The following is a 22,118-nucleotide window of genomic DNA, read 5'->3' as shown; positions in this document are numbered from 1 at the left end:
CCTTCACCGGGCAGGCGGATGGAGGGGAGGCCCCCGCCCGGACGTGACGGGCGGGGGCCTCCCTGTTGCCCGCGCGGCTGCCATGATGTCCGCCATGAGGAGCACTTCATGACGATCACCGTCCACTCGCTGGTGTACTACCCCGTCAAGGGCTGCGCCGGGACGTCGGTGGACTCGGCCCGCGTCACCGTCACAGGCCTCGCGCACGACCGGACCTTCATGGTGGTCGCCGCGGCCGACGGCGTGTTCCGCAGCCAGCGCACCCACCCCGCGATGGCGGCGATCGGCGCCCGCGTCGACGACTCCGGGGCGGTCCTCGCCCTGTCCGCGCAGGGCCCCGGCCCGCTGCGCGTGACGGTGGACCCGGACGGGCCGCGCCGCGAGGTCAGCATGTTCGGCAGGGCCCTCGGCCCCGCCGTGGACCAGGGCGACGAGGCGGCCGAGTGGTTCTCCGAGGCGCTGGGGACCGCGTCCCGGCTGGTGCGGGTGGTTCCCGGCTTCGACCGGGACGGCTGGGGCGAGACCCCCGGCAAGGTGAACTTCGCCGACGCGCACGCGGTCCTGGTCACCTCGACGGCCTCGCTGGCCGGGCTCAACGCCCGCATCGCGGAGCGGGGCGACGCGGCGCCCGTCCCCATGGACCGCTTCCGGCCCAACATCGTGCTGGCCGGCGACGGCGAACCGCACTTCGAGGACCACGTCGCCGGGATGAGCGCCGGCGGTGTCCGGCTCGCCTTCTCCACGCGGGCGATCCGCTGCAACGTCCCGCTCGTGGACCAGCGCACCGGCCGGCGCGCGGGCCCGGAGCCGGTGCGCACGCTGGCCACGTACCGCAGGGAGCCGGAGTTCGGGAACAAGCTCAGCTTCGGCGTCAAGAACGCGGTGGTCCGCGAGGGCGTGGTGCGCGTCGGCGACCCGGTCTCCGTGCACAGCGCGGTGGCGGAGCGCACCCCCGGGTAAATCCGGCTGCCGGGCGCGGCCCGGTTCCCTAGGGTCGTGCCGGTGTGCCCGCGACGGGACGACGACGTGGAGGATGACTGTGCACTACCGCGAACTGGGACGCAGCGGACTTTCGGTGTCGGAGATCGGCTACGGGGCCTGGGGCATCGGCGAGGCCAACTGGGTGGGGGCGACGCGCGAGGAGTCGCTGCGCGCCCTGAACCGGGCCGTCGACCTCGGGGTGAACCTCATCGACACGGCACGCGGCTACGGCGAGAGCGAGCGCCTGGTCGGAGAGGTCGTGCGCGCGCGGGCCGGTGATGGCGTGCTCGTCGCGACCAAGGTGCCGCCGAAGAACGGGGTGTGGCCGGCCGCCGACGGCACGGACCCGGCGGACGCGTTCCCCGGTGAGCACATCCGCGCCAGCCTGGAGACCAGCCTGGCCGCGTCCGGGCTCGACCACTTCGACGTGCTCCAGTTCCACGTCTGGAACGACGAGTGGCTGGGGCGCGGGGACTGGCTGGAGACGGTCACCGAACTGAAGCGGGAGGGCAAGATCCGGCTGTTCGGGGTCTCCGTCAACGACCACGCGCCCGGGAGCGCCGTGGCGCTGGTGCGCAGCGGCGCGGTGGACAGCGTGCAGGTCATCTACAACGTGTTCGACCAGTCCCCCGCCGACGTCCTGCTGCCGGCCTGTCGGGAGCACGGGGTCGGGGTCATCGTGCGGGTCGCGCTGGACGAGGGCGGGCTGACCGGCCGGATCACCGCGGACACGACGTTCCCCGAGGGCGACTGGCGCAACCGCTACTTCCGCGGCGACCGCCGGGCCGAGGTCGAGCGGCGCGTCGCGGCGATCGTCGCCGACCTGGGCATCGGGCAGGACGAGATCGCAGAGCACGCGCTGCGGTTCGTCTTGAGCCACCCGGCCGTCTCCACCGTCATCCCGGGCATGCGCAGCGTGCGCAACGTGGAGCGCAACACCGCCGTCGGCGACGGACGCCCGCTCACCGCCGAGCAGTTGGCGGTGCTGGCGAAGCACCGCTGGCAGCGCGACTTCTACTCCTGAGAGGCGCCCGGCCGCTGGTCCGGTCGCGGCTGCCGGTCGTCCGGGGTCCTCGTCCACGGGCTGACGCCGAGCCGGCCCGTGGTGCCGAGGTCGAGTTCCGGGGTGACGGTGACCGGCTCGTCGCCGGGCCGGGCGGTGACCTCGACGTAGGGGGCGTTGACCGGGGTGCCGTCGGTGGTGGTGTTGCGCCAGGCGAGGTTGGCGTACGCGCTCTCGCCGGGGCGCAGGGTGACGGGGCGCGGCGTGGGGTCGCCGCCGATGCCGGTGGAGATGGCGGCGGTGCCGTGCAGGATGTCGACGCCGGTCACCGGTTCCCGGTCCGCGTCGAGGAGCCGCAGCGCGGGGTAGCCGTCGAGGCGGTAGTCGGCGCCGGAGCAGTTGACCAGGTGGATGCCGACGACGCGCAGGCCCATCGCGGCGTCGCCCCGGTCGTTGGTGATGCGGACCCCGGAGGACGGGCAGCCGGACGCCCCGCCGGACGTCCCCTTCGCCGGGACGGACCGGACCTTGGTGACGCGGGCCCGGTAGCCGCGCGCGGAGCCGGGTCCGCCGGCCGTGTCGAGGGGGCGGCGCACGGTCTGGCCGGGCTTCACCGCCTCGACGGTGCGGGTGACGCTGTCCATGGCCTCGCCGAAGCCGTTCACCAGGGTGAAGGTGATGGTGTAGGTCAGAGGTTCGTCGTCGTGGTTGGTGACCTCGAACCCGGTGGAGGGGGCGCCGGAGGGGCCGCACTTGCCGCTGACGACCCGGACGTCGTCCCAGGTCCGGCCGGCCGGGTCGGGGACCGGGGCGAGGGATGCGCAGGTGGCGGCGGGCGAGGCACCGGCGGCCGTCTCCTTCCCGCAGCCGGTGAGCAGCGCGGTGCCGGCGAGGGCGGCGCACAGGGCGAGGACGGGGGCGGGGCGCATCCGTCCAGAAGATCAAAGCGGGCCGGGGCGGTGCTGTGCGCCAGGTCACAAATCGCGTCACGGTGGCGTCACAGAGGGCAGAGGGCGCGGGGGCCGGGCCCCGGAGGCGGCCGGACCCCCGCGCCGGGGTGCTCAGTCGAAGATCGGGCCCTGGGTGCGGGTCCGCTTGATCTCGTAGAAGCCGGGGATGGAGGCGACCATCAGGGTGCCGTCCCAGAGCTTCGCCGCCTCCTCGCCCTTGGGCGCGGGGGTGACGACCGGGCCGAAGAAGGCGATCTGCTCGCCGTCGGGGCCGGGCACGGCGATGACCGGGGTGCCGACCTCCTGGCCCACCTTCTCGATGCCCTCCTGGTGGGAGGCGCGCAGTTCGGTGTCGTAGGCGTCGGAGTCCGCGTAGTCGGCCAGTTCGACGGGCAGGCCGACGTCCTTCAGCGCGGCCTCGACGGCCTCGCGGGTGACGCCCTCGCCGCGGTTGTGGAAGCGGGTGCCGAGCGCGGTGTAGAGCGGGCCGACGACCTCGTCGCCGTGCTTCTGCTGGGCGGCGATGACGACCCGTACGGGGCCCCACGCCTGCTTCTCCAGCATCTCGCGGTACTCCTCCGGCAGCTCGTCGATCCGGTCCTCGTTGAGCACGGACAGGCTCATGACGTGCCAGCGGACCTCGACGTCGCGGACCTTCTCCACCTCCAGCATCCAGCGGGAGGTCATCCAGGCCCAGGGGCAGACCGGGTCGAACCAGAAGTCGACGGGGGTCCTGCCGGCGGCCGTGCTGTTGTCAGACATCTCTCTCCTCGAACCTGTGCCGAATGCTCCGTGCGCAGAACACCGGACGACGCTCCGGCCATTCCCGCCCGCGGGTCCGGGAGGCGGCATGCGAGGATCAAACTATTCGAACGTGACACAAAGGAGTGTGCCGTGCCCGGCGAGAACCTGTCCCGCGACGAGGCCCGCGAGCGAGCGGAGCTGCTGACCGTCGACGGCTACGACGTCGAACTCGACGTACGTTCGGCGGTCGGCGCCCCCGGCCGGGGCGAGGGGGCGGAGGCTCCGCTGACCTTCCGCTCGGTGACGACGATCCGCTTCCGCACGAGGCGCGGCGGCGCCTCCACCTTCGCGGACCTGATCGCCCCGTCCGTCAACGCGGTGACGCTGGACGGCGCCGAGCTGGACCCGGCGGCCGTGTTCGACGGAGCCCGGGTGGCGCTGGCGGACCTGCCGGAGGGCGAGCACGTCCTGGTGGTCGACGCGCAGTGCGCGTACAGCCGTACCGGCGAGGGCATGCACCGCTTCGTCGACCCGGAGGACGGCGAGGTCTACCTCTACACCCAGTACGAGCCGGCGGACGCGCGCCGCGTCTTCGCCAACTTCGAGCAGCCCGACCTCAAGGCCCCGTTCCGCTTCCGGGTGACGGCGCCCGCCGAGTGGACGGTGTGGAGCAACGGCGCGGAGGAGTCCCGCGAGGGCGGGGTGTGGCGGTTCGCCGAGACGAAGCCGATCTCCACGTACATCACGGCGGTCGTCGCCGGTCCGTACCACTACGTGACGGACTCCTACAGCCGCACCTTCGAGGACGGCACGACGCTGGAGATCCCGCTCGGCGCGATGTGCCGCAAGGGGCTCGCCAAGCACTTCGACGCGGACGACGTGTTCCTGATCACCAAGCAGGGCCTGGACTTCTTCCACGACAACTTCGACTACCCGTACCCGTTCGGGAAGTACGACCAGGCGTTCGTGCCGGAGTACAACCTCGGCGCGATGGAGAACCCGGGCTGCGTCACGTTCCGCGAGGAGTACATCTTCCGCGGCAAGGTGACGCAGGCGGCCTACGAGGGCCGGGCCAACGTCATCCTGCACGAGATGGCGCACATGTGGTTCGGCGACCTCGTCACCATGCGGTGGTGGGACGACCTGTGGCTGAAGGAGTCCTTCGCGGACTTCATGGGCGTCTTCGCGATGACCGGCGCGACCCGCTTCGAGGACGGCTGGATCACCTTCGCGAACAACCGCAAGTCCTGGGCGTACCGCGCCGACCAGCTGCCGTCCACCCACCCGATCACGGCCGACATCCGTGACCTGGAGGACGCCAAGCTGAACTTCGACGGCATCACGTACGCCAAGGGCGCCTCGGTGCTCAAGCAGCTGGTGGCGTACGTGGGCCGGGAGGCGTTCCTGGAGGGCGCCCGGCGCTACTTCAAGAAGCACGCCTACGGCAACACCACGCTCGGGGACCTGCTGTCGGTGCTGTCCGAGACGTCCGGTCGGGACATGACCGCCTGGTCGCGCTCCTGGCTGCAGACCGCGGGCGTCAACTCGCTGACCCCGGTGGCGACGTACGACGCGGCGGGCCGGATCACCGAGCTGGCCGTCCTCCAGGAGGCCGCCGAGTCCCACCCGGAGCTGCGGCCGCACCGGGTCGCGGTGGGGCTGTACCGGCGGGACACCGAGGGCGCGCTGGTGCGCTACGCGCGCGCCGAGGTGGACGTCGCGGGTCCGCGTACGGTGATCGGGGAGCTGGCCGGGGCCGAGCGGCCCGAGCTGATCCTGGTCAACGACGACGACCTGACGTACTGCAAGGTGCGGTTCGACGAGGTGTCGCTGGCCACGCTGCGGGCGCACCTGGGCGACATCACGGACCCGCTGGCCCGGGCGCTGTGCTGGTCGGCGCTGTGGAACCTCACCCGGGACGGGCTGATGCCGGCCCGTGACTTCGTGGCCCTGGTGCTGGCGTTCGCGGGGCGCGAGACGGACATCGGCGTGCTCCAGATGCTGCACGCGTGGACGCGCGGCGCGCTGGTGCACTACGCGGCGCCCGGGTGGCGCGAGGAGGGCGGCCGGGCGCTGGCCGAGGGCGCCCTGGGCGAGCTGCGGCTGGCCGCGCCGGGCAGTGAGCACCAGCTGGCGTGGGCCCGGTTCTTCGCGTCGGTCGCCGCCTCGGACTCCGACTTCCAGCTGCTGTCCGGGCTGCTCGACGGGTCCGCCCGGATCGACGGTCTCGACGTGGACCAGGAGCTGCGCTGGGCGTTCCTGTCGCCGCTGGTCGCGCACCTGGCGGCGGACGAGGCGGCGGTGGAGGCGGAGCTGGCGCGGGACGACACGGCCTCCGGCGAGCGGCACCGGGTGCGGTGCCTGGCGTCCCGGCCGTCCGCCGAGGTGAAGGCGCGGGCGTGGGCGGACGTGGTGGAGTCGGACGCGCTGTCCAACGCGCTGGTGGAGGCGACGATCGCGGGCTTCGAGCAGTCCTCGCAGCGGGAGCTGCTGGCGCCCTACGCCGAGCGGTACTTCGAGGCGATCGAGCGGGTGTGGGCGGACCGGTCGATCCAGATCGGGATGGCCGTGGTGCGGGGCCTGTTCCCGTCGCTCCAGGACGACCCGGCGACGCTGGAGGCGACCGACGCCTGGCTGGAATCCCACCCCGACGCGGCGCCGGCGCTGCGGCGGCTGGTGCTGGAGTCCCGTGACGACCTGGCGCGCGCCCTGCGGGCGCAGGCGGTCGACTCGGTGGCGTAGGCAGGTCAGGGGCGGGACGGGCGGGCCGGTACGCGTCGCGTATCGGCCCGTTCGTCCCTGCTGACGCTTCGGCACCAGTGGCGGGATTACGCCATGTACTCAACAAGTCCCTCACAACTCTCCACAAACCCCTGTCATTTGCGAAAGGGTGAGCGGTCACCGGTACCGATTTCCGGACTCTCTCTTTCACATAACAGGGATGCTGATGACCTCCGAATCCCCCGGTTCCATATCCGGCGCGAGACGAGCGGCCCGAGCGGCGGCCGTCGCCGGTCTGGCGGCCGCGCTGGCCGCCTCCGGCATGGCCCCCGCCCTCGCCGCCGACGACCCGGCCGGCTCACCCGTCAAGGCGGCCGACACCGCTCCCGCGGACAAGCTCGGCACCGCCGACGCCGAGGTCCTGACCAAGGCCAAGGCCAAGGGCGAGAAGAACATCACCATGATGGTCGCGACCGCCCCCGGCGCGACCGAGCAGGTCACCGAGCAGCTGGACGCCGTCAAGGGCTCCGTGCTGGGGCGTGCCTACGACAAGCTCGGCTACGTCCGGGCGACCGTACCGACCTCCGCCGCCGAAGCCACCATCAAGGCGGCGTCGAAGCTCAGCTCCGTCCACGGCATCGATCTCAAGCAGGAGATCGTGCTCGACGACCCGACGCCCGCGGCCGACCGGGCCACCGGCTCCAAGGCGCGGACCAAGGCCACCGGCAGCTACCCGGCGCCGGGCCGGAAGACCCCGGCGAAGAACCCGTACAACCCGTCCTTCGAGACGGGCGCGGTCGACTTCGTGCGGCAGCACCCCGAGGCGGACGGCCGCGGAATCACCATCGGCGTGCTGGACTCGGGCGTGGACGTCGCCCACCCGGCGCTGCAGAAGACCACCACCGGTGAGCGCAAGATCGTCGACTGGGTCACCGCCACCGACCCGGTCAGCGACGGCGACGGCACCTGGCTGCGGATGACGGACGCCGTCTCCGGCCCGGTGTTCACCTACAAGGGGCGCACCTACAACGCACCCAAGGGTTCGTACCGGATCAGCGTGTTCGCCGAGGCCGCCACCAAGGGCGGCGACATGGCGGGCGACCTGAACCGCGACGGCGACACCACCGACACCTGGGCCGTCCTCTACGACCCGGTCACCGGCACCTCGCGCGTCGACCTGAACGACAACGCGGACTTCCGCGACGACACCGCGCTCAAGCCCTACAAGGAGAAGCACCAGGTCTCCTACTTCGGCGAGGACGACCCGCGCACCGACGTCGCCGAGCGCGTCCCGTTCGTCGTCGAGAACCGCGAGGACGTCGTCTACAACGCGGCGGGCGACACCGCCGACTACGTCTCCATCGGCGTCATCGAGTCCGAGCACGGCACGCACGTCGCGGGCATCACCGCCGCCAACGGCCTGTTCGGCGGCGCGATGGACGGGGCCGCGCCCGGCGCGAAGATCGTCTCCTCGCGTGCCTGCACCTGGTCCGGCGGCTGCACCAACATCGCGCTCACCGAGGGCATGATCGACCTCGTCGTGAACCGCGGCGTGGACATCGTCAACATGTCGATCGGCGGTCTGCCGCCGCTGAACGACGGCAACAACGCCCGCGCCGAGCTGTACAAGCGGCTCGTGGACATCTACGGCGTCCAGCTGGTCATCTCGGCCGGCAACGACGGCCCCGGCGTCAACACCATCGGCGACCCCGGCCTCGCCGACCACGTCATCTCCGTCGGCGCGTCCATCTCCAAGGAGACCTGGGCCGCCAACTACGGCTCCGGCGTCACCAAGAAGTACGACATGATGCCGTTCTCCTCGCGCGGTCCGCGTGAGGACGGCGGGTTCGCGCCGACCCTGACCGCCCCCGGCGCGGCGATCAACACGACGCAGACCTGGCTGCCCGGCGGCCCGGTCAAGGAGGCGGGCTACTCGCTGCCCGCCGGCTACTCGATGCTCCAGGGCACGTCGATGGCCTCCCCGCAGGCCGCCGGCGCCGCCGCGCTGCTGCTGTCCGCCGCGAAGCAGAAGCACCTGGAGCTGCCCCCGGCCGACCTGCGCACCGCGCTGACCAGCACCGCCACCAAGATCAAGGGAGTGCCCGCGCACGCCCAGGGCGCCGGTCTGATCGACATCGTGGACGCCTGGAAGCTGATCTCCCGCAAGGGCACCCCGGCGCACGAGTACACCGTCAAGGCGCCGGTGGACACCGCGATCGACTTCGCGCTGAAGACGCCGGGCTTCGGCACCGGCCTCTACGACCGCGAGGGCGGCCTGAAGGCGGGCCAGAAGAAGACGTACGACGTGACGGTCACCCGCACCACGGGCCCCGACCGCAACGTCGCGCACACGCTCTCCTGGAAGTACGGCGACGGCACCTTCAAGATCGTCGGCCCCAAGAAGGTCTCGCTGCCGCTCGGCAAGCCGGTCACCGTCAAGGTCCAGGCGAAGCCGCGCACCGCGGGCGTGCACAGCGCGATCCTCCAGCTCGACGACAGGAAGACCGCCGGCACCGACCAGCAGATCCTCACCACGGTCGTCGTCTCCAAGGAGCTGGCGAAGCCGTCCTACGCGTACACGGCGTCCGGCACGGTGCAGCGCAACAGCACCACGTCGTACTTCGTGACCGTGCCGGAGGGGGCCAGGACCCTCGAGGTCTCGCTGGGCGCCCTGCGCTCGGGCAGCCAGACCCGCTTCATCTCCATCCACCCGTACGGGGTGCAGATGGAGGACAGCAGCACGCCGTTCTGCTACCCGAACTACGAGAACCCGGCCAACACCTGCCGCCCGGACGCGCGTTCCTACGCCGACCCGCAGCCCGGCGTCTGGGAGATCGAGGTCGAGGCCCGGCGCACCTCGCCGCTGCTGGACAACCCGTACCGGCTGAACGTGGCGCTGCTCGGCGCGACCTTCGACCCGGCGGTGCAGACCCTCGCCGAGGCGAAGATCGGCACCCCGGCCGCGGTCGACTGGACGGTCACCAACAACGCGGGGCCCCTGGAGGCGCGGCTCAAGGGCGGCTCGCTGGGCTCGGCCGACGTGGAGCGCCCGTCGATCTCCACCGGTGGCACGTACGTCAAGGAGGTCACCATCGGTGCGGGCGTCGAGAAGCTGGACGTCGCCATCGGCGGCACCTCCGACGCCAACGCCGACCTCGACCTGTACGTGTACAAGGGTTCCGTCGAGGTGGGCGCCTCCACCACGGCCGGTTCCGAGGAGTCGGTCAGCCTGCTGAAGCCGGCCGCCGGCACGTACACGGTGCTGATCGACGGCTACGACGTGCCGGCCGGCACCACCGAGTACGACTACCGCGACGTCTACTACTCGGCGTCGCTCGGCACCATCTCCGTGGACGAGTCCAAGGCCGTGAACCTGGCCGCCGGCGAGTCCGCCGAGGTCGGCGCCGAGGTGCGGGTGGCCGGCGCGGCCCCCGAGGGCCGGCAGTTCTTCGGTGAGGTCAGCCTGGTGAACGCGCGCGGCACCGCGGCGGGCACCGGCAGCGTGGTGATCCAGAAGGTCACCCCGTAGTCACACCGGGTCCACCGTGTGACGTGCACGACAGCGGGGGCGGGTGCTCACGGAGCGCCCGCCCCCGCTGCGCTGCGCACACGCGGTCCGCAGGTCGGACAATGGATTGGACAAGGCGGCCGTGGACATACGCATCATGGAGCGGCAATCGTGCCCGTTCGTACGTCTGAGGGAGTTCCCGTGAAGGTCGGAATCGTCGGCGCCACCGGTCAGGTCGGCACAGTCATGCGCAGCATCCTGGCCGAACGCGAGTTCCCGGCCGATGAGCTGCGGCTGTTCGCCTCGGCGCGTTCGGCCGGCTCCACCATCGAGTGGCAGGGCCGCGAGATCACCGTCGAGGACGCCTCGACGGCCGACTACACCGGCCTGGACATCGTGCTGTTCTCCGCCGGCGGCGCCACCTCCAAGGCGCTCGCCGAGAAGGTCGCCTCCCAGGGCGCCGTGGTGATCGACAACTCCTCCGCCTGGCGCAAGGACCCCGAGGTCCCGCTGGTCGTCTCCGAGGTCAACCCGCACGCCATCGCGGACCGCCCCAAGGGCATCATCGCCAACCCGAACTGCACCACGATGGCCGCCATGCCCGTGCTGCGCCCGCTGCACCAGGAGGCGGGGCTCGAAGCGCTGACCGTCGCCACCTACCAGGCGGTGTCCGGTTCCGGCCTGGCCGGCGTCGCCGAGCTGCACGGCCAGGCGTCCAAGGTCGTCGCCGACGCGGACAAGCTCACGCACGACGGCGAGGCCGTGGACTTCCCCGAGCCCGGCGTCTACAAGCGCCCCATCGCCTTCAACGTGCTGCCGCTGGCCGGCTCCATCGTGGACGACGGCTCCTTCGAGACGGACGAGGAGCAGAAGCTCCGCAACGAGTCCCGCAAGATCCTGGAGATCCCGGAGCTGAAGGTGTCCGGGACCTGCGTCCGGGTGCCGGTCTTTTCCGGCCACTCGCTCCAGGTGAACGCCCGCTTCGCCCGCCCGATCGGCGTGGAGCGCGCCTACGAGCTGCTGCGGGACGCGCCGGGCGTCGAGCTGTCCGAGATCCCCACGCCGCTCCAGGCCGCGGGCAAGGACGCCTCCTTCGTGGGGCGCATCCGCACCGACGAGACCGTGGAGAACGGCCTGGCGCTGTTCGTCTCCAACGACAACCTGCGCAAGGGCGCGGCGCTGAACGCGGTCCAGATCGCGGAGCTGGTCGCGGCGGAGCTGCGCGGCTGAACCGATCGTCCCCGAGCGCCGGGCGGGCCGGATTTCCGGCCCGCCCGGCGCTTGGTGTATGCGCGGCGGCTCGTGGAAGGATGGCCGGAAACATCACAGAGCAAGGAGATGACCGCGTGCCTGGCACGAATCTGACCCGCGAAGAGGCACAGGAGCGGGCGCGCCTGCTGACCGTGGACGCGTACGAGATCGATCTCGACCTCTCCGGAGCGCAGGAGGGCGGGACCTACCGGTCCGTCACCGTCGTGCGTTTCGACTCCGCCGAAGCCGGTGCGGAGACCTTCATCGACCTGGTCGCCCCCGCGGTGCACGAGGTCGAGCTGAACGGCAGGGCGCTGGACGTCGCGGCGGTGTTCCGCGACTCCCGGATCACCCTGCCCCACCTGCAGGCCGGTGCCAACGAGCTGAAGGTCGTCGCCGACTGCGCGTACACCAACACGGGCGAGGGCCTGCACCGCTTCGTCGACCCGGTCGACGAGCAGGCGTACCTCTACACCCAGTTCGAGGTGCCGGACGCGCGCCGCGTCTTCGCGAGCTTCGAGCAGCCGGACCTGAAGGCCACCTTCCGGTTCACCGTGAAGGCCCCGGCCGGCTGGACCGTGATCTCCAACTCGCCGACGCCGGAGCCGAAGGACGACGTCTGGTCCTTCGAGCCCACCCCGCGCATCTCCACGTACATCACCGCGCTGATCGCCGGCCCGTACCACTCGGTGCACAGCAGCTACGAGAAGGACGGCCGGACCGTTCCGCTGGGCATCTACTGCCGGCCGTCGCTGGCCGAGTTCCTGGACGCGGACGCGATCTTCGACGTGACCCGGATGGGCTTCGACTGGTTCCAGGAGAAGTTCGACTACGCCTACCCGTTCGCCAAGTACGACCAGCTCTTCGTCCCCGAGTTCAACGCGGGCGCGATGGAGAACGCGGGCGCGGTCACCATCCGCGACCAGTACGTGTTCCGGTCCAAGGTGACCGACGCGGCGTACGAGACGCGCGCCGAGACCGTCCTGCACGAGCTGGCCCACATGTGGTTCGGCGACCTCGTCACGATGGAGTGGTGGAACGACCTCTGGCTGAACGAGTCGTTCGCCACCTACACCTCGATCGCCTGCCTGGCGTACGCCGAGGGCTCGGGCTGGCCGCACTCGTGGACCACGTTCGCCAACTCCATGAAGACCTGGGCCTACCGGCAGGACCAGCTTCCCTCGACGCACCCGATCATGGCGGACATCCGCGACCTGGACGACGTCCTGGTCAACTTCGACGGCATCACGTACGCCAAGGGCGCCTCCGTCCTGAAGCAGCTCGTGGCGTACGTCGGCATGGACGAGTTCTTCAAGGGCGTGCAGGCGTACTTCAAGGCGCACGCCTTCGGCAACACCCGGCTGGCCGACCTGCTGGGCGCGCTGGAGGAGACCTCCGGCCGCGACCTGAAGACCTGGTCGAAGGCGTGGCTGGAGACGGCCGGCATCAACATCCTGCGCCCGGAGATCGAGACCGACGGGAACGGTCACGTCACCTCGTTCCACGTGCTCCAGGAGGCGCCCGCGCTGCCCGCCGGCGCCAAGGGCGAGCCGACGCTGCGCCCGCACCGGATCGCGATCGGCTGCTACGACCTCGACGGCGACGGCCGGCTCGTGCGGACGAACCGGATCGAGCTGGACGTGGACGGCGAGCGCACCGCCGTGCCGTTCCCGGCCGGCACCGCGCGCCCGGCGGTCGTCCTGCTCAACGACGACGACCTGTCGTACGCGAAGGTCCGCCTGGACGAGGAGTCGCTGCGGGTCGTCACGGAGCACCTGGGCGACTTCACCGAGTCGCTGCCGCGCGCCCTGTGCTGGGCGTCGGCCTGGGACATGACGCGGGACGGCGAGCTGGCCGCCCGCGACTACCTGGCGCTGGTGCTGGCCGGGATCGGCAAGGAGTCGGACATCGGTGTGGTGCAGTCGCTGCACCGCCAGGTCAAGACGGCGATCGACCTGTACGCGGCACCGGAGTGGCGCGAGGCGGGGCTGACGCAGTGGACCGAGGCGACGCTCGCGCACCTGCGCGCGGCGGAGCCGGGCAGCGACCACCAGCTGGCCTGGGCGCGCGCCTTCGCGGCCACCGCCCGCACCCCGCAGCAGCTGGACCTGCTGCGCGCGCTGCTCGACGGCGCCGAGGCGATCGAGGGCCTGACCGTGGACACCGAGCTGCGCTGGGCGTTCGTGCAGCGGCTCGCGGCCACCGGGCTGGTCGACGAGGAGGAGATCGACGCCGAGTACGCGCGGGACCGGACGGCGGCGGGCGAGCGCCACGCGGCAGCCGCCCGCGCGGCGCGGCCCACCGAGGAGGCGAAGGCCGAGGCGTGGGCGTCGGTCGTGGAGTCCGACAAGCTGCCGAACTCCCTCCAGGAGGCGGTCATCGCGGGCTTCGTGCAGACGGACCAGCATGAGCTGCTCGCCCCGTACGCGGAGAAGTTCTTCGCCTCGGTGAAGGGCGTCTGGGACTCGCGGAGCCACGAGATGGCCCAGCAGGTCGCCGTCGGCCTGTACCCGGCGCTCCAGGTCTCGCAGGAGACCCTGGACGCGACGGACGCCTGGCTGGCGGCGGCCGAGCCGGGCGCGGGGCTGCGCCGGCTGATCTCCGAGTCCCGCTCGGGCGTGGAGCGCGCGCTGCGGGCGCGGGAGGCGGACGCGGCGGCCGCGACCGCGTAACCGGCCCAGGACGTACGCCCGAGGGGGCGCCCCGGTGACGGGGCGCCCCCTCGGTGCGTCGCGGCCGGTTCAGCCGAGGCGGGCGGCGAGCAGCGCGATGTCGTCGGTCTTCCCCGTGCCGAAGGTCGCCAGCAGCCGGTCGCAGAGTTCCTCGATGCCGGCCGGGGTCCGGGCGAGGGTGTCGTCCAGCTTCCGCATGCTCTCGTCGAGGTTCTCGCCGGGAACCTCGATCAGGCCGTCGGTGAGGAGCAGCAGGGTGGCGCCCTCCGGTACGTCGTGGGCGACGGGCGGCGGGTGCGGGAGGTTGAGCCCCAGGAGGGGGCCGTGCTCGGTGAGGTAGCGCGTGGTGCCGTCCGGGTACCGGAGCAGCGGCGGGATGTGTCCGGCGTTGGCCACCTGGATGCGGCGCGCGCCCGGCTCGACCAGGACGAGGCAGACGGTGACCGTGGTCGAGGGGCGTACCCGGACCAGCAGTCCGTCGAGGTTCTTCAGCAGGGACTGCGGGTCGTGGCCCTCGATGGCATACGCGCGCAGGGCGTGCCGCACCTCGCCCATGATCATGGCGGCCTGGAGCGAGTGTCCCGCCACGTCCCCGATGGCGAGCAGCAGGCCGTCCGGGGTCTGGATGGCCTCGTAGAAGTCGCCGCCGATCTCGGCGTCGTCGGCCGCCGGTTCGTAGCGCACGGCCATGCCGACGCCGGGCACCTCGGGCAGCCGGTCGGGCAGGAAGGAGCGCTGGAGGGTGAGGACGAGGGCGTGCTCCTCGATGCGGGTGCGCAGGGCTTCGAGGGCCAGCGCGCACGCCTGGGCGAGCTGCGAGAGCAGTTCACGGTCGTCGGCGCCGGTGAGGGTGTCGGCGCGGACGGCGAACGCCACCGGGGGCCGGCCCCGCTTGGTCCGGGCGAGGGTGAGGGCGACGTCCCCGGAGAACACGTCCGCGAGCCCGTCGTGCCGGCGGGTGAGTTCCCGCCAGTCGGCGCCCGGCAGGACCGCGGTCTCCGTCCCGGTCCGGTCGCCGAGGGCCTTGTCGGCCAGCAGCTCCAGCAGTCCGTCCTCCGGCGGGACCGTGTGGGACGTCGCGGGGCCGCCGGAGCGGGCGGGCGTGCCGCTCGGGGCGGTGGCCAGGTGCAGCGTGTGGTTGTCGGGGCTGAGGCCGACCACGACGGCGGGCGACTCCGTCAGGGCCGCGGCACCGGCCGCCGCCGCGGCGGTGAACGTCTCCCCGTCCTTCGCCGCGTAGACGGCCATGGTGCTGCTGTTCAGGGCGGCCACGCGGGCGGCCAGCCGCTCGGCGCGGCGCCGGGCGCGGGCGTAGCGCAGCGCCGCGGTGACCGTGGCCAGCAGCTCGTCGGGGGCGATCGGTTCGGTGAGATAGGCGTCGGCGCCCCGGTGCAGGCCCTGGGTCCGGTCGCTCAGCTCGATCGCGGTGGCCGAGACGTGGATCACGGGCAGCGAGGCGGTGCGGGGGTCGGCCTTGATCTGCTCGCAGACCTCGAAACCGCTCATGTCGGGCAGCTTGACGTCCACCACGGCGAGTTCGGGCAGGGCGCCCTCGGGGGCCGCGGCGAGCAGCGCGAGGCCCTCGGTGCCGTCGGCGGCCTCCACGACGGTGTGGCCGGCCCGGCGCAGCCAGCTGCCGATGATGTAGCGGTTCGTCTCGTTGTCGTCCAGGACCAGCACCGTAGCCGCGGCGCTGTCCCGCTGCCGTTGGATCGTCATCCGGTGTCGTCCTTCCGACCCGTGTGTGGAGAAGTGGGCGTGCGGGCCGCGGTGAGCGCGGCGGCCAGGCCGGGCCGGTTGAGCGCGGACTTGTCGAGCACCGCGCGCGCGTGCGTCAGCCGGTCCCGGTCCAGTTCGCCGGACGGCGTCGAGGTCAGCACCAGGACGGGGACGGCGGCCAGGGCCGGGTCCGCGGCAAGTTCCGCCAGGACGGCGTAGCCGTCGAGGTCGGGCAGGTGGAGGTCCAGGAGGACGGCGTCCGGCTGTTCGCGGCGCACCGCGGCGCTCGCCCGGCCACCCTCGGACACCTCCACCACGCGGCCGGCGAGCTGGTCGAGCAGCGGCCGGATCGACGCGCGGAAGGCGCTGTCGTCGTCCACGGTGACCAGGACGGCCACGAGGGGCTCGGGGGCCCCGGCGGGCTCCCCGGCGCCGGACCGGGCGGCGGGCCGCCCGTCGGCGGGCAGCGTCACGGTGACCACGGTGCCGGTCCCCGGCGTGCTGGTCAGCGCGAGGCTGCCGCCGAGCAGCTCCGTGAGCCGGCGCGCGTAGGGCAGGCCCAGGCCGGTGCCGCTGCGGCCGCGCTGGTGGGGGCCGCGTACCTGGTAGAACTCCTCGAAGATCTGCTGCTGCTCCTCCGCCGGGATGCCGATGCCGGTGTCCGAGACGGTGAAGACGACCCGGTCGTGCCCGTCGGCCCGCTCCGGCGCCACGTCGAGGCGCACGGTTCCCGCGGGCGTGAACTTGAGGGCGTTGGAGAGGAGGTTGCGCAGGATCCGGGTGAGCATGACCTCGTCGGTGACGAGGTTCGGCGCGGACCCGGCCACGATCAGTTCGGCGGCGCCCGGGGAACCGTAGCCGCGCAGGGTGCCGCGCAGCTGGCCGAGGGCGGCCCGCAGGTCCACCGGCGCCCAGTGGGGTTCCAGGCGGCCGGATTCGGCCTTGGCGACATCGAGGAGTTCGTCGACGAGGGCGAGCAGGGTGGCGCCCGACGCGGAGATCAGGCCGATCTGCCGGCGCTGTTCCTCGTCCAGCCGGTCCTCGTCGAATTCGAGGAGGAGGCGGGCCAGTCCGACGACCGAGTTGACCGGGGTGCGCAGCTCGTGGCTGACGTTGGCCCAGAACCGCGTCTTGGCCTCGCTGGCCTCGCGCAGCAGGCGGGACTTCTCCTCCAGCTCCGCGTACAGGGCCACGACGCCCCGGTTGGTCTCCTCCAGTTCCTCGGACAGCTCGGAGTAGAGCGCCACGACGCCCCGGTTGGTCTCCTCCAGCTCCTCGTTCAGGCGGCGCAGTTCCTCGCGCTGCGCCCGGGACTCGACGAGTGCGGCGATCAGGTCGCTGGTCTGGGCCCGGGTGTCGTCCGGCACGCCGGTCTCCGCGTGGGCCAGGACGGCCTCGCGCGCGTGCTCGATCGCCTCGGCCGTCCGGCCGTCCGGGGTGAGCGGCTGCTCGACGGTGACCGTGTGCCGGGGCGGGGTGTACCGCACGGTCACGAGCCGGGACGCGGCCTGGAGGGCCTCGCCGCCGAGGGCCCGGTCCTGCGCCCACTCCATGCCGACGAGCAGGACCGGCACGGGGCGGCGGGCCACCCCGAAGGCGACGGTGAGACCGTCGGAGCCCAGCAGGTCCCGGCCCAGCTCGCTCAGCGCGGTCGCGAGCCGGATCTGGTCCTGTTTCTCCACCCCCAGCGCCTCGGCGGCCGACTTGCCGCTGCGGCGCAGCAGGAAGACGTCCTGCTCCGTCGCGAGGGGGAAGGACACGAGCGGGACGACACCGAGCGCCGTGAAGCTGTTCACCAGGGTCCTTTCGCCACCACGACCCCGGCGTCGTCCCGGCGCACGCCCGCCTCGCGCAGCAGCTGGGCGGCGGCGACGAGCGGGCTCCGTTCCAGGAAGCCGGGCATCGTCTCCGCGCGCCAGCGTTCGGTGAGGCCGTCGGAGTGCATGATCACCGCGCTGTGCGGGGGCAGTGGCTGGCGTACGGTGCGCAGGGTCGGCAGCTGGTGGCCCACGATGCCGGGCGCCGACGGCAGCGAGCGGCGGGTGCCGGTCGCGGGGTCGACCACGAAGGTGCTCACGTTGCCGACGCCGCAGAAGGCGAGGGTGCCGGCCTCCGGTTCGACGCGGACGACGGCGACGGCGCCGCCCCGGCCGCCGCGCAGGGCGTGGTGGATGTCCCTCATGATCGTTTCCGGCTGCTCCGCGCCCGTGTCGCGGAACGCGTGGACGGCCGTCTGCGCGGCGCGCGCGGCGAGGGGGCCGTGGCCCAGCCCGTCGCAGAGCAGCATCAGGAGCGCCTGGCCGTTCCCGGCGTCCCGGGTCTGCGGGGCCGCGGTCCCGCCGTCGCTCCCCGGGCCGGTGCCGGGCTGCCGGTAGCCGGTCAGCCGGGCCCAGTCGAAGCGCTCGTCCCGGGAGGGGCGCGGGGCCCCTTGCGGAGCCGGCCCCCGGTCGGGCAGAGGCCCGCCGGACGTAGGGCGCGCGGCCCACGCGTCGCCGCACACCTCCTCGCCGGTGATCGAGCGGGTCAGGCCCTCCACGGCGGGGCGGCCCAGGGCGGCCATGCGGACGGCCGCTTCCTTCTGCCAGAACCGGGCGGCCAGCACGGTGCCCCGGCCCGGCAGGGAGTGCAGGTCGAAGGAGTCGGCGAGACGGGAGATGGTGCCGAGACCGATGCCGAGGGTGCCGGCGCTGGAGGTGCCGTCCGAGAGGGAGTGCACGACGTCCGCCATGCCCGGCCCCTCGTCCACGGTGACGCATTCGAGCCCCGCGTCGCTGGGCGTCCGTACGGCGCGCAGCAGGAGGGAGCCCTCCACGGCGTGCCTGCGCAGGTTGGTGGCCGCCTCACTCACCGCGAGGGCGACCTCGGCCTGCCGCTGCTCGTCAAAGCCGATGCGCCGGGCGAGCGCCGCGGCGGCGACCCGGGCCGCGGCCGGCAGCGCCTCCTGGTCCCGGAGCCAGACGACGTCCTCCGCGTCCAGGACGGGCAGGTTCAGCGCGCCCATTTGGTCACCGCGACCCGGGTGCCGCTGCCTGCCTCGGTCTCCAGGCGGAAGTCGTCCACCAGCCGGCGTGCCCCGCTCAGCCCGAGGCCGAGGCCCCCGCCGGACGTCCATCCGTCGGTCAGGGCCTGCTCGACGTCGGGGATGCCGGGTCCGGAGTCCTCGAAGACCGCGGTCACGCCGGACTTGCCGGCGCGCTGCACCAGGCGTGCGCGCATGACTCCGCCGCCGCCGTACACCAGGGTGTTGCGGGCCAGTTCGCTCGCCGCGGTGACGAGCTTGGTCTGGTCGACCAGGGAGAGCTTGCAGCGCTGGGCGAGCGTGCGCACCAGCTGCCGCGCACGGACCACGTCGTCGTTGGTGACGATGGAGACCGTCTCGTCCTCGCCCTCGGAGTCCTGCTCGAAGGCATTCATCGCTCGGCCGGACTGGCGTCGCCGCGCCGAGCCAGGATCTCCAGCCCTTTCTCCAGAGTGAGGGCCGTCCGCACACCGCCGAGCGAGAGCCCCAGCTCCACGAGCGTGATCGCGACGGCCGGCCGCATGCCGACGACCACGGTCTGTGCGTCGAGCAGTCCCGAGATGGACGCCGTGGTCGCCAGCATGCGGCCCACGAAGGAGTCGACGATCTCCACGGCGGTGATGTCGATGATCACGCCGGTGGCGCCGGACTCGACGATCCGCGCGGCGAGGTCGTCCTGGAGCTCGAGGACGACCTGGTCCTCCAGCTCGACCTGGATGGAGACGAGGAGGACGTCTCCGATCTTCAGTACGGGTACGCGTTCGCTCACGCCGGGCCGCCCGGCTGTGTGTAGGCCGTGCCGGTGCGGCGCAGCGCGTGCTTGAGGGCGTCGGCGAGCGACGACTTCGTGACGATGTCGCTGAACTGGATGCCGAGGGCGACGATCGTCTGGGCGATCTGCGGCCGGATGCCGGAGATGATGCAGTCGGCGCCCATCAGCCGGGCCGCCACCACGGTCTTGAGCAGGTGCTGGGCCACCTCGGTGTCGACGGCCGGAACCCCGGTGATGTCGATGATGGCCTGGTCGGAACCGGTGTCGACGAGTGCCTGGAGGAGCTTCTCCATCACCACCTGGGTCCGGGCGGAGTCCAGGGTGCCGACCAGGGGCACGGCGACCACGCCGTCCCACAGCTTCACGACCGGGGTGGAGAGCTCCATCAGCTGCTCGGCCTGCGCGCTGATGACCTCTTCGCGGGTCTTCGCGTAGACCTCGAGGGTGAAGAGGCCGAGGGCGTCGATCAGCTTGCTGAACTGCAGGTAGACCCTGAGGTCCTCGGGGGTGGTGTCCTCGGTGGGGGCCAGGATGTCCTTGGCCGTCAGGACGCTGGTGGCGGTCTCGGTCGGGGTGAACCCCTGGCGGGCCCGCGCCCGGGAGAGTTCGGTGAGCAGGGCGCGCAGTTCGCCGTAGGCGTCGCCCTGCCAGTTCAGCCCGTCCACACGCAGGCCCTGGACCAGTGCCCCGTACAACTCGCGCAGTTCCCGGTCCAGTTCCGCGAGCGAGATGCGTCCGCGCAGGCTGCGCGCGACCGCCTCCACCCAGGCCCCGCCGAGCGCTTCCCGCTGCTGGGACAACAACTCGGCCAGTCTGGCCGGTATCTCTTGTTTCGTCACCGGGTTGACTCCCTGTACCTCAAGCCCATTGCTCTCGTCACTCGCAGCGTATGCCATGCCCCGGCACCTCCGGGGCTCGCTCCGGCGTGGCACGGCACACCACGCCACCTGGCGTTTCGTGGCAGCGGGTGGAACGGCCGCAGGAGCGGAACGAGGAAGACACGAACACCCGAGTGCCCGTTCACGGGCTCTTCACACATGAAACCGTCCCGGCGGGCGGATGCGGAGCGCAACCGGCCGCCGGGCGGAGCGGGGCTTACGGGGCCGAGGAGGCGTAGCGGGCCCTGAGGTCGGCCGCGCCGGATTCGGTGAGGGAGCCGTGCAGGCGCATCCGGGCGACGCCGCCGTCCGGGAAGGCGTCGAGCCGCACATGGGTGACCACGGCCTCGGCCGGCAGCGGGAAGCGGTGCGGGGTGTCGGGCTGGAGGCGGGTGCGCGGGATGATCTCGAACCAGTCGCCGCTCTCGCCGTCCCGGCCCTGGAGGGCGATCCAGCCGGCCGCGTTGCCCTTGAGGTAGGCGGTGTCGATCTCTACCGCGCGGACGGCGCCCTGGGCGGGCAGCCGGAAGCGGACCCAGTCGTGGGTGTCGCGGACCCGGCGGCGCCGGTTCTCCCAGCCGTCGTCCATCTTGCGGGAGGTGCCGGGCAGGATGATCTGGGTGGGCGAGGAGTAGAAGCGGTCCGAGGCGTCCTCGTAGCTGCCGCCGTTGAGGACCGAGATCAGGTCGAAGGTGCCGAGCGCGGCCAGCCAGGACGGGTCGGGGACCACCTCGCCGTGCACCCGGAGGCGGGCGATGCCGCCGTCGGGGTGCTGGCAGAGCCGGATGTGGGTCCAGCGGCGTCCGCCGGTGACCTCGAAGCCGTTGGCGGCGTGGCCGCGTACGGGGGTGGGCGGGACGATCTCCTCCCAGCGCACGCCGTCGGCGAGCAGCTCCTCCGGGCCGGGCGCGCCCTCCACGCAGGTGGCCTGGACGGAGACGCGCTGCGGGTAGTTGCCCCGGAAGTGGGCGGTGTCGACGACGATGCCCCGGACGATGCCGGGTGCGCCGAGGCGGATCAGCGCCCAGTCGTGGTCGCCGGGGGCCGGGAACGGATGCGCGGCGTCGGTCCCGCGCCGGCGGCGGGTCTCCCAGCCGTCCATGATCTTGCCCTTGTGCCCGAAGCGCTCGGGGTCGAAGACCGCGCGTTCCCGCAGCAGCAGGTTCTCGCGCTCGGCGAAGAACTCGTCGTTGGCGGCGATGACGCCCGCGCCGAGCCGCCGGTCGGCGAGGTCCACGAGGTCGGTGAAGGGGAGGTCGGCGGTGCGGTAGTCGGCGTAGGGGTCGCCGCCGCCGTACGGGGCCGCGTCGTTGGCGTGGGGATCGTCGTGCCGGTTCTCGTCCTGTTCGGTGGTCATGCGCTCACTGTCGTACGGCGGGACTCGATAGGTCCATCGAAAGTTTCCGTACGCATCGTTCAGTTCCGCTGCACGGTTGCTTCGTCCCGGTATGCCTCCGCCGTCTCGCGCAGGGCGGCCAGGACCCGGGCCACCGCCGGGGCTTCCTCGCCGCCGCGCCGGACGGCGGCGACGACGTGGCGCCGGGGCCGGTCCGCGTCCAGGACCCGCATCACCACGCCCTCCCGGCCGTGCCGGTCCGCCGACGCCATGCGCGGGACCAGGGCGATGCCCATCCCGGCGGCGACCAGGGCGAGGATCGCGGTCCAGCCGGACGCGCTGTGGGCCTGGACGGGCACGAAGCCCGCCGCCCGGCACGCGGACAGGGTGATCTCCGACCAGGGGCCCGAGCCGCCGTAGATCCAGGGCTCGGCGGCCAGGTCGGCCAGCCGCAGTCCGGGCGCGGCCGCGAGCGGGTGGCCGGCCGGCAGGGCCACGTCGAGCGGGTCGGCGAGCAGCGGCAGCACGGCGAACCGGGGGGCGCCGGCCGTGGGGGCGTCAGAG

The 22,118-nt window shown here is 72.6% G+C and carries 16 protein-coding genes; 6 read left to right on the top strand and 10 right to left on the bottom strand.

What is annotated here, in order from left to right:
* Positions 1-108: 108 nt before the first annotated feature.
* Positions 109-960 carry an MOSC domain-containing protein gene (locus MHW47_RS05680; protein ID WP_239221515.1) on the top strand — a complete coding sequence of 284 codons (852 nt, stop codon included), beginning with the start codon at positions 109-111 and terminating at the stop codon, positions 958-960.
* A 79-nt stretch (positions 961-1,039) separates the two neighbouring features.
* Positions 1,040-2,005 (top strand): aldo/keto reductase, encoded by a 966-nt coding sequence (locus MHW47_RS05675; protein WP_239221538.1) that lies wholly within the window; start codon positions 1,040-1,042, stop codon positions 2,003-2,005.
* Here MHW47_RS05675 and MHW47_RS05670 read toward each other — a convergent pair.
* The gene (locus MHW47_RS05670) at positions 1,996-2,913 is read right to left on the bottom strand and encodes a DUF4232 domain-containing protein (RefSeq protein ID WP_239221514.1); all 918 of its coding nucleotides are present in this window, start codon (positions 2,911-2,913) and stop codon (positions 1,996-1,998) included. The genes MHW47_RS05675 and MHW47_RS05670 overlap by 10 nt on opposite strands.
* Before the next feature lie 132 nt (positions 2,914-3,045).
* Positions 3,046-3,696, bottom strand: coding sequence for a DsbA family protein (locus tag MHW47_RS05665; protein WP_239221513.1), 651 nt, complete (start codon positions 3,694-3,696; stop codon positions 3,046-3,048).
* Positions 3,697-3,828: 132 nt separating this feature from the next.
* On the opposite strand from MHW47_RS05665, the gene pepN (MHW47_RS05660) reads away from it, so the two are divergent.
* From pepN (MHW47_RS05660) to pepN (MHW47_RS05645), 4 genes are all read left to right on the top strand, one after another.
* Positions 3,829-6,420, top strand: coding sequence for an aminopeptidase N (gene pepN, locus MHW47_RS05660; protein ID WP_239221512.1), 2,592 nt, complete (start codon positions 3,829-3,831; stop codon positions 6,418-6,420).
* Between the two features lie 199 nt (positions 6,421-6,619).
* Positions 6,620-9,928 carry a S8 family serine peptidase gene (locus MHW47_RS05655; protein ID WP_239221511.1) on the top strand — a complete coding sequence of 1,103 codons (3,309 nt, stop codon included), beginning with the start codon at positions 6,620-6,622 and terminating at the stop codon, positions 9,926-9,928.
* 180 nt (positions 9,929-10,108) lie between these two features.
* Entirely contained in the window at positions 10,109-11,137 is a 1,029-nt protein-coding gene (locus tag MHW47_RS05650; RefSeq protein WP_239221510.1) for an aspartate-semialdehyde dehydrogenase, read from the top strand.
* Between the two features lie 116 nt (positions 11,138-11,253).
* A complete protein-coding gene (gene pepN / locus MHW47_RS05645; protein WP_239221509.1) occupies positions 11,254-13,830 on the top strand; it encodes an aminopeptidase N in 2,577 nt (858 codons plus the stop codon).
* Positions 13,831-13,899: 69 nt separating this feature from the next.
* Here pepN (MHW47_RS05645) and MHW47_RS05640 read toward each other — a convergent pair whose 3' ends face one another.
* The 8 genes from MHW47_RS05640 to MHW47_RS05605 all read right to left on the bottom strand — a co-directional run.
* Positions 13,900-15,549: a fused response regulator/phosphatase gene (locus tag MHW47_RS05640; protein WP_239221508.1), complete on the bottom strand. Its 1,650-nt coding sequence runs from the start codon at positions 15,547-15,549 to the stop codon at positions 13,900-13,902.
* Positions 15,546-17,345, bottom strand: a complete 1,800-nt coding sequence (locus MHW47_RS05635) for a hybrid sensor histidine kinase/response regulator (protein WP_239221507.1) — start codon at positions 17,343-17,345, stop codon at positions 15,546-15,548. Before MHW47_RS05635 ends, MHW47_RS05640 begins: the two co-directional genes overlap by 4 nt.
* Positions 17,342-18,550: an ATP-binding SpoIIE family protein phosphatase gene (locus tag MHW47_RS05630; RefSeq protein ID WP_239221506.1), complete on the bottom strand. Its 1,209-nt coding sequence runs from the start codon at positions 18,548-18,550 to the stop codon at positions 17,342-17,344. The genes MHW47_RS05635 and MHW47_RS05630 overlap by 4 nt, the downstream gene beginning before the upstream one ends.
* Complete coding sequence (locus tag MHW47_RS05625) at positions 18,538-18,963, bottom strand: anti-sigma regulatory factor (protein ID WP_239221505.1); 426 nt, start codon at positions 18,961-18,963, stop codon at positions 18,538-18,540. The genes MHW47_RS05630 and MHW47_RS05625 overlap by 13 nt, the downstream gene beginning before the upstream one ends.
* The gene (locus MHW47_RS05620) at positions 18,960-19,337 is read right to left on the bottom strand and encodes an STAS domain-containing protein (protein ID WP_239221504.1); all 378 of its coding nucleotides are present in this window, start codon (positions 19,335-19,337) and stop codon (positions 18,960-18,962) included. The genes MHW47_RS05625 and MHW47_RS05620 overlap by 4 nt, the downstream gene beginning before the upstream one ends.
* Positions 19,334-20,179, bottom strand: a complete 846-nt coding sequence (locus MHW47_RS05615) for an STAS domain-containing protein (protein ID WP_239221503.1) — start codon at positions 20,177-20,179, stop codon at positions 19,334-19,336. The genes MHW47_RS05620 and MHW47_RS05615 overlap by 4 nt, the downstream gene beginning before the upstream one ends.
* A gap of 256 nt (positions 20,180-20,435) precedes the next feature.
* Positions 20,436-21,575 (bottom strand): allantoicase, encoded by a 1,140-nt coding sequence (alc, locus tag MHW47_RS05610; RefSeq protein WP_239221502.1) that lies wholly within the window; start codon positions 21,573-21,575, stop codon positions 20,436-20,438.
* Between the two features lie 59 nt (positions 21,576-21,634).
* Positions 21,635-22,118, bottom strand: a 484-nt coding sequence (locus tag MHW47_RS05605; protein ID WP_239221501.1) for a LysR substrate-binding domain-containing protein, incomplete at its 5' end; no start/stop codon positions are given.

Origin of the sequence: Streptomyces sp. OfavH-34-F (assembly GCF_022347745.1) — a bacterium.
Taxonomy (GTDB): Bacteria; Actinomycetota; Actinomycetes; order Streptomycetales; family Streptomycetaceae; genus Streptomyces.
The sequence above is the reverse complement of the archived record's forward strand: the minus strand, read 5'-3'. Positions and strand labels throughout refer to the sequence as shown.

Coding starts and splice junctions, on each gene's coding strand:
- MHW47_RS05680 (WP_239221515.1), top strand. CDS start 109: ATGACGATCACCGTCCACTCGCTGGTGTACTACCCCGTCAAGGGCTGC.
- MHW47_RS05670 (WP_239221514.1), bottom strand. CDS start 2,913: ATGCGCCCCGCCCCCGTCCTCGCCCTGTGCGCCGCCCTCGCCGGCACC.
- MHW47_RS05665 (WP_239221513.1), bottom strand. CDS start 3,696: ATGTCTGACAACAGCACGGCCGCCGGCAGGACCCCCGTCGACTTCTGG.
- MHW47_RS05655 (WP_239221511.1), top strand. CDS start 6,620: ATGCTGATGACCTCCGAATCCCCCGGTTCCATATCCGGCGCGAGACGA.
- MHW47_RS05640 (WP_239221508.1), bottom strand. CDS start 15,549: ATGACGATCCAACGGCAGCGGGACAGCGCCGCGGCTACGGTGCTGGTC.
- MHW47_RS05630 (WP_239221506.1), bottom strand. CDS start 18,550: ATGGGCGCGCTGAACCTGCCCGTCCTGGACGCGGAGGACGTCGTCTGG.
- MHW47_RS05625 (WP_239221505.1), bottom strand. CDS start 18,963: ATGAATGCCTTCGAGCAGGACTCCGAGGGCGAGGACGAGACGGTCTCC.
- alc (WP_239221502.1), bottom strand. CDS start 21,575: ATGACCACCGAACAGGACGAGAACCGGCACGACGATCCCCACGCCAAC.